Source organism: Planktotalea sp. (assembly GCF_049680325.1).
Classification (GTDB): Bacteria; Pseudomonadota; Alphaproteobacteria; order Rhodobacterales; family Rhodobacteraceae; genus Planktotalea.
Genome location: NZ_JBAUHO010000380.1, coordinates 1 through 7,189, shown reverse-complemented (window position 1 = coordinate 7,189; position 7,189 = coordinate 1). Strand labels below are relative to the sequence as shown.

General features: G+C 53.1%; 7 protein-coding genes, 1 tRNA gene and 1 pseudogene. 2 read left to right on the top strand and 7 right to left on the bottom strand.

The genetic code is table 11. The features are described from left to right. From WBC85_RS16930 to WBC85_RS16910, 5 genes are all read right to left on the bottom strand, one after another. Nucleotides 1-691, bottom strand: a 691-nt coding sequence (locus WBC85_RS16930; RefSeq protein ID WP_424440096.1) for a hypothetical protein, incomplete at its 3' end; no start/stop codon positions are given. Between the two features lie 146 nt (nucleotides 692-837). Further along, complete coding sequence (locus WBC85_RS16925) at nucleotides 838-1,641, bottom strand: lytic murein transglycosylase (protein ID WP_424440093.1); 804 nt, start codon at nucleotides 1,639-1,641, stop codon at nucleotides 838-840. Between the two features lie 75 nt (nucleotides 1,642-1,716). After that, a complete protein-coding gene (locus tag WBC85_RS16920; RefSeq protein WP_424440090.1) occupies nucleotides 1,717-2,061 on the bottom strand; it encodes a hypothetical protein in 345 nt (114 codons plus the stop codon). 188 nt (nucleotides 2,062-2,249) lie between these two features. Beyond that, nucleotides 2,250-3,656: a type I glutamate--ammonia ligase gene (glnA, locus tag WBC85_RS16915; protein ID WP_424440087.1), complete on the bottom strand. Its 1,407-nt coding sequence runs from the start codon at nucleotides 3,654-3,656 to the stop codon at nucleotides 2,250-2,252. Between the two features lie 40 nt (nucleotides 3,657-3,696). After that, nucleotides 3,697-4,035, bottom strand: a complete 339-nt coding sequence (locus tag WBC85_RS16910) for a P-II family nitrogen regulator (protein WP_085308614.1) — start codon at nucleotides 4,033-4,035, stop codon at nucleotides 3,697-3,699. Between the two features lie 169 nt (nucleotides 4,036-4,204). Here WBC85_RS16910 and WBC85_RS16905 point away from each other — a divergent pair, with 169 nt between their 5' ends. Beyond that, on the top strand, nucleotides 4,205-5,800 hold the full coding sequence (locus tag WBC85_RS16905; protein ID WP_424440084.1) for an NAD(P)H-hydrate dehydratase: 1,596 nt from the start codon (nucleotides 4,205-4,207) through the stop codon (nucleotides 5,798-5,800). On the opposite strand, the gene WBC85_RS16900 is transcribed toward WBC85_RS16905, so the two are convergent. Further along, complete coding sequence (locus WBC85_RS16900) at nucleotides 5,793-6,272, bottom strand: Hint domain-containing protein (RefSeq protein ID WP_424440081.1); 480 nt, start codon at nucleotides 6,270-6,272, stop codon at nucleotides 5,793-5,795. The genes WBC85_RS16905 and WBC85_RS16900 overlap by 8 nt on opposite strands. 196 nt (nucleotides 6,273-6,468) lie before the next feature. Between WBC85_RS16900 and WBC85_RS16895 the strand changes: the two genes are divergently transcribed. Further along, nucleotides 6,469-6,553, top strand: a tRNA-Leu gene (locus WBC85_RS16895). A gap of 406 nt (nucleotides 6,554-6,959) precedes the next feature. Here WBC85_RS16895 and WBC85_RS16890 read toward each other — a convergent pair. Then, a pseudogene (locus WBC85_RS16890) lies at nucleotides 6,960-7,187 on the bottom strand (transposase); the annotation flags it as partial. Nucleotides 7,188-7,189: the final 2 nt, after the last annotated feature.

The following is a 7,189-nucleotide window of genomic DNA, read 5'->3' as shown; positions in this document are numbered from 1 at the left end:
CCCCAACAGCAGGTGCCATGAACAAGAAGGTACATGCAATCACATAAATCGACGCATGCATTGGCGCGCTAGTCGCTTTCCTGGAAGCATGCTGGGAACAGATGTAATGACGAAAAATCCTAAGCGCTTCATCGTCGTTAAAGGATGATTTGCTTTTCTCGCGTTCGGTTTTGTCATCAGCAGGTCGAAGCACGTCGTCAGATGCAGAAATAGAGCGGGGTGCGTTTTGGATTTGTGCATAGTGCTCTTGTTGCGCGTGTTCCATTTGGATGTCGAGATAGTCGAGCATGCTTTCAAGCTCATCATGAAAGTCATCCATAACGTCGACTGACAATGCGCCTGAATGATCGTGCCAAAGGACTGCATTGGTTTTGATGTTTTGCGTGAAACGCCGCACAAGAAGTTGTGCTAATCGAGTAGGCTCAATGTATTCAGGCAGGTGCGATCCGGGTATCGGGCCAACGCCGAGACAAAGAAACTGCGTGTCACCCTCGTGGATTTTATGCAAAGCAATCCGCAGCGCGTCGAAGTCAAGAAAGACCAGGTCTTCGCAATCCCAAGCCACGGCGCGAGCGCAAGCGCGCTCTGCTATTTTACTTGTAAGGATCTGATCTGCAATTGAATCAAGGTTGATCGAAACGGAATTACCCAGCATGGCTGCTGCAATTGTCGTTGAAGATGTATGTGCCATAATTCACCTGCGAAGGTTATTTCTCTTCGCAGGTGATTGAAGGGCAAAAGTGGCAATACTTTGACTAAACGTGTATCTAGAAGGCGTTATACGTTGAGGTTGTATATGGTGTCCTCAAGTAGCGCCCAAAGTCAGAACGAATAGTCTTATTGATCGATCTGACCGCCCATGATTGCGATGGCCTTTTGATAAACTCCCGCAGCGTTCCATTGTTTGATGACTGCGAAGTTGGTCTGGCCCTCTTGATAGCCTGCACCCGGTTTCCAGCCTTTTTGGCGTAGGAAATTCGCGGTTGAGGCTAGAGCATCGGCTTCGGAATAAAAGTTCACGCGCCCATCGCCATTCGCATCGACGCCATACTTCAATGCATTGCCCGGCAGGAACTGGGTATGTCCGAGCTCACCATGCTTTGCGCCCTTGGTGTTTGCGTCGATTGCCCCTTTATCCACGAGTTTCAGCGCACCAATGGCGTGGGGGACGAAAAAGGCAGAACGGCGGCAATCATAGGCGAGGGTGGTGATCGCAGAGACGATACGGCTGTCCCCCATAAAGCGACCAAAGCCGGTTTCCATCCCGTGAATTGCGATGATAACGCCCGCTGGCACGCCATACTGGCGCTCTAACGCGTTGAAAAACGTGGCATTCTGGGCTTTCCGCTTGCGACCCTGAGACACGATCGTGCTGGCACCACGTACCTTCATGAATTTGTCTAAAGTGTACTTGAAACTTTTCTGATTGCGATCCGCCGCAATCGTGCCGCTTGCATATTGGCTGCTGGCCAGGGCCTGAAGGCCGCGTTGTCCGACGCCTGCACGCTGGGCTTCAGCTGCGAACGCCGCTTTCCACGTATTAAAGCCAGATGATGTATTGCCGCAAGTCGCGGCATTTGCCGCGCTAAATGTGCCCGCAGCGAGCAATGCAATTGCGGCCGTCCCTAAAATACGTTTCATTAAACTCTCCCAAACCGAAATGATGTTAGGTGGCATGTTACCGTTCAGCGGTTTGGGAGCAACGTTAAAATCGCGTTACAGGTACTGGGCCGACAAGATCGTCGCGACCATGACAACCAGCGCCAAGCGACGAAGCAAACCGATGGAATGATGCTTCCAGCAGAATTTGTGCTTGTGCTTTGCTGCGTGTCTTGCCGAGATTTGGGCCAAACGGCGGGCAAATTCGAGCTGGCCGCGTTTCCAACCTTCAAAGGACGCTTTTTGTGCGGCCCCCGGAAGAGAGGTTTTTACGCCAATTGCTCCTGTGTTGCCGCTTTGACGGGCGATCAGCGTATCCAGAACGCGTTGGATTTCGCGTTGATCTACAGAATAGGCACCACCGCTTTGGGACAGAGCATTCATATTAGGTGTGTAACTCATAGTGCTGTTCACTTTTTTCTACTCGATTGTTCAGTTTTGGCAGGTGAATTAGGGCATCTTTTGTTTCCAAAAGGGAATTTGTAAGCCCATTTGCGGCCGATTGTGGCGGCGTTGCCTAAATTTTTTATCGAGTATTCGCAAAAAAAGGCGCTCCTAAGAGCGCCTTTTCTGTCATTTTTCGCTGCTGCTTAGCAGGAGTAGTACATGCCATACTCAACTGGGTGTGGCGTGTGCTCATAAAGTTCGACTTCTTCCATCTTGAGCGCAACGTAGCCCTCGATCTGGTCAGCAGTGAACACGTCACCTTCAAGCAGGTAGTCCATGTCTTTCTGCAGCTCGTCCAGCGCTTCGCGCAAGGAACCACAGACTGTCGGGATGTCCGCCAGTTCTTCCGCAGGAAGGTCATAGAGGTTTTTGTCCATCGCTTCGCCGGGATCGATCTTGTTCTTGATACCGTCAAGGCCAGCCATCAGAAGTGCTGCGAAGCACAGGTACGGGTTGGCGGATGGATCCGGGAAGCGTGCCTCGACGCGCTTGGCTTTCGGGCTTTCTGTCCATGGGATACGTACGCAGCCCGAACGGTTACGTGCAGAATATGCGCGCAGAACAGGTGCTTCAAAGCCCGGGATCAAACGCTTGTAGCTGTTTGTGGACGGGTTGGTGAAAGCGTTCAAAGACTTTGCATGGGACAGGATGCCGCCAATGAAGTAGAGCGCTTCTTGGGATAGATCAGCATATTTGTCGCCTGCAAACAAAGGCTTGCCATCTTTCCAGATGGACATGTTTACGTGCATACCCGTGCCGTTGTCGCCGTAGATCGGCTTTGGCATGAATGTCGCGGATTTGCCGTATGCGTGCGCTACGTTATGGATCACGTACTTGTATTTCTGAAGCTCGTCGGCCTGTTTTGTCAGGCTGTCAAAGATCAGGCCAAGTTCGTGCTGGCAAGACGCAACTTCGTGGTGATGCTTGTCAACCTTCATGCCGAGGCGCTTCATTGTTGAAAGCATCTCGCCGCGCAGGTCTTGCGCTTCGTCGATTGGGTTAACAGGGAAGTAACCACCTTTGACGCCAGGGCGGTGGCCCATGTTGCCCATTTCGAACTCTGTGTCTGTGTTCCAAGCCGCGTCTGTTGCGTCAACCTCAAAGGACACTTTGTTCATGGTGTTGGAATAACGCACATCATCAAACAGGAAGAATTCTGCTTCCGGGCCCATGTAGGCGACGTCGCCGATGCCGGAAGACTTCAGGTATGCTTCCGCTTTTTGCGCTGTGCCGCGTGGGTCGCGCTCATATGCTTCGCCTGTGTCCGGCTCAACGATTGAGCAATGGATGCAGAGCGTTTTTTCAGCATAGAAAGGGTCAAGATAGACGGTGGATGTGTCCGGCATCAATTTCATGTCGGAGTTCTCGATAGACTTCCAACCCTCAATGGAGGAGCCGTCGAACATGAAGCCTTCTTCGAGGAAGTCTTCGTCTACCAGATCGCAATCCACTGTGACGTGCTGAACTTTACCGCGTGTGTCGGTAAAGCGGATGTCGACGTAGGCGACTTCCTCATCTTTGATTTGTTTTAGAACGGCTGCAATGCTCATGTGCCATATGTCCTTTTAAGTTGTGGGTGTTGGGTGTGATTTACAGCGCGTCCGAGCCGGATTCACCGGTGCGGATACGAATGGCTTGCTCGACGGGGCTGACGAAAATCTTGCCGTCGCCGATTTTGTCTGTCTTGGCCGCGTTCACGATGGCTTCGATCGCTGCGTCCACTTGATCGTCGTCCAGCACGACATCAATTTTGACCTTCGGGAGAAAATCAACAACGTATTCAGCGCCGCGATACAGTTCGGTATGACCTTTTTGACGGCCAAAACCTTTCACTTCGATAACGCTAAGGCCTTGCACGCCGACATCCTGAAGCGCTTCTTTCACTTCGTCGAGTTTGAAAGGCTTAATGATCGCTTCGATCTTTTTCATACTGGTTCTCCCGTGAACTGCTTACAGGCGTGAGATCACTTTCCCATGTCGGGTACAATTGGATAGACTGACGATGTCGTGTTTGAGGCCGTAACTTGGGGCTCATGCGGCGCGAAAATGTGCGTTTTGCACAAAATATAGGCAAAAGTGAATCGCGAGGAATGGTGCAATGAGCGAATTACTGACCGCGGCGCAAATACGCACGTTAGAACAGCGCGCAATCCGCGCGGGCGAGGCCACGGGTTTGGACCTGATGGAACGGGCAGGGCGCGGCGTTGTTGAAGCCATCTTTGAAGAATGGCCTTCCTTGCGCGATCGCCCCGCGCGTGCATTGGTTTTATGCGGCCCGGGAAATAATGGCGGTGATGGTTTTGTCATCGCGCGCTTGCTGGCAGAACTTGGGTGGACGCTTGACGTATATCTTTTGGGCGATCCCGCCACATTAACGCCCGATGCGCGTGAAAACCATCGTCGATGGAGCAAGTTGGGAACAACAAGTCCGTTGAGCGATGATGCGATAGATGGGTATTTCGAAGAACACCCAGACACCAAATTCTCGGTCGATGCGATATTCGGAACAGGTTTAACGCGACCATTTGATAGTTTGAAACGCGTTCAAATGGAGTTGAACAATTGGCAAGCCGCATCACGCCTTGGCACTGCGCCGCATGTCATTTCTGTCGATCTGCCCAGTGGGGTTTGCGCCGATAGCGGGCGTTATCTGGGCACAAGCGGCGAAAATCCATTCGATTACGCGATCATGGCCAATTTAACGGTGACGTTTCATCGCCCCAAACTCGGCCATTACCTTTCAGATGGGCCGCCGGCCTGCGGAAAGCTTGTGCGAAAGGACATCGGATTGGGTTGCGCGGGCGTTGATGCCGTTCACTCGATCGAGGCAGGCCCTTTCATGGCGCATGTGCTGCGCAAGCCAGTCATGGGGCACAAGTTTTCGCATGGCTCCGCATTGGTTTTATCTGGAGGCTTGGGCAAAACCGGCGCTGCGCGCTTGGCTGCGCGTGCAGCGTTGCGAATTGGGGCAGGGCTGGTGACTTTGGGCGTGCCAGCCGCCGCCGCGCCAGAAGTTGCCGCGCAGATCACCGCATTGATGATGACCCGGATCGGCGATCATGAAGAGCTTCGCCATGCTTTGTCGGATAAACGCATTAACGCGGTTTGTCTTGGGCCGGGTCTTGGTTTGGAGCGCGCGAAAGCGCTGGTGATGGAAGCATTGAGCGCGGCGCATAAGCCGGCTGTCGTTCTTGATGCGGATGCTTTGTCCTGTTTCGAGGATGATCCCGAAGCGCTTTTCAATGCGCTGCATAAGGGCTGTGTTTTGACGCCGCATATGGGGGAATTCACACGATTGTTCCCTGATCTTGCAGCACATTTGAACGGCGATGCTTTGAATGGCCCGGCCTTTTCAAAGGTGGATGCGGTGCGCGGCGCTGCGATGCGTGCGGGCTGTAGTGTGTTGTTAAAGGGCGCAGATACGGTGATTGGCGATCAATCAGGCAAGTGCGGCGTTCATTCGGCTTTTGGCGCGCGCGCTGCGCCTTGGTTGGCGACAGCAGGTGCCGGCGATGTGTTGGCGGGACTCATTACAGGATTGCTGTCGCGCGGTGCCGCGCCGTTTGTCGCCGCCAGCCTTGGTGCGCACCTCCATGTAGATTGTGCTTTGGCCTTTGGCGCAGGGTTGATCGCAGAAGACCTGCCCGAGGTTCTACCGCAGGTGATATCGCAACATTTGAACGCGCTCAGCTAAGTGTCTGGCAACCGATTTCCAAGCCGCCCGCATAGATGACGTGGGGCGTATCGAAGATAAACTCAACGATTTCTAATTCTTGCTCTGGAACTAGCGTCACAAATTCACCGTCTAACAAGTCTACGGCTGGAACAAGCTTTTGCGCCGAAGCGTAAAGCGCTTTTGCGCGCCAATCGCGGATCAGAATTTGGGTGCCACAGGGCAGCAGCATATCCGCAGGGGGGCGCGTATGCCCGAGCGAGCCTGCTTTGATCTGTACACCCTCGCACATCACGCGTTTGCGCCTGACACCGCGTAAAACCGCCATGCCTGCATCACGCGTAATGATCCGATCACCGGGCGCTACGTCACACGCACGAAGTTCACCGTCCATTGTCAGTATGATTGTATCTGCGCAAAGACCCGATTGCCGCGTTTCCGCTAAAACAACGTGATCTTCCGAGGCCTGCACCTCGTTTTCGCGCCGGGCCATTTTTGGCTCCATCTGCGATATCCTATGTCTGCTCTCGTGGTCGTTTTCGACCTTATACAAATTAGCGTAACCGCAATCTGCGCGCGAATCCAGTCTCTTGTTCATGCAGCTTTATGGGCTGTGACATATTGAGATTTGGTAAAGCTGCATTTTTGCTCTCGCCATGGGCGGAAGGCTTTGCTAAGAGGCGCGCAGTGCGGGTGTGGCGGAATTGGTAGACGCACCAGATTTAGGTTCTGGCGCCGCGAGGCGTGGGGGTTCGAGTCCCTTCACCCGCACCATTTTGTTGTTTTTGCATTCATTTTCAGTTCTCGATGGCGGCTTAATTTCCTGCGCCTGCTATTCATTTCTTTCGTGTCATGTTCTGCAGTGCCTTGGCGGTGTATTATGGTAACTCGCTGAACGTTGATCTGTTAACGATGTTCCGAACTGCTGTTCAATTTTGAGCAAGCCATTCTGCTGCGGTTTGCCCGGATCAAACTAATGCCAATCAACTTGGTTATTTCCGGCCTACTTCAGGATCAAGCGGCTAGTGAACTCCGTCCCATATCGTTAACCAATGCACGCTGGCTTTACGTTGACACGCAGGGGCGCGTCCAATCCCAGGGCAACGCGTGCGGCCTCTTCGCCGCCAGAACCCCCGCGTTGTCGTGCGTGCCGCCGCCCTTCGTACATTCGGTGTCGACATTTCTTTCCTAGCAAATTCATCAGTACAACATTGTCGAGCATCGTATCCGCCAGCAAGCGTTTGAGCTTGGCGTTCTCGTCTTCAAGCGATTTCAGGCGATGGGTGTCAGAAACGTTCATGCCACCGTATTTGGCTTTGAACTTGTAGAACGACGCAGGGCTTAGACCATGCCTGCGGCACACCTCAGCCGTCGGCATTCCAGCTTCTTGCTCTTTGATCATCCCAATAA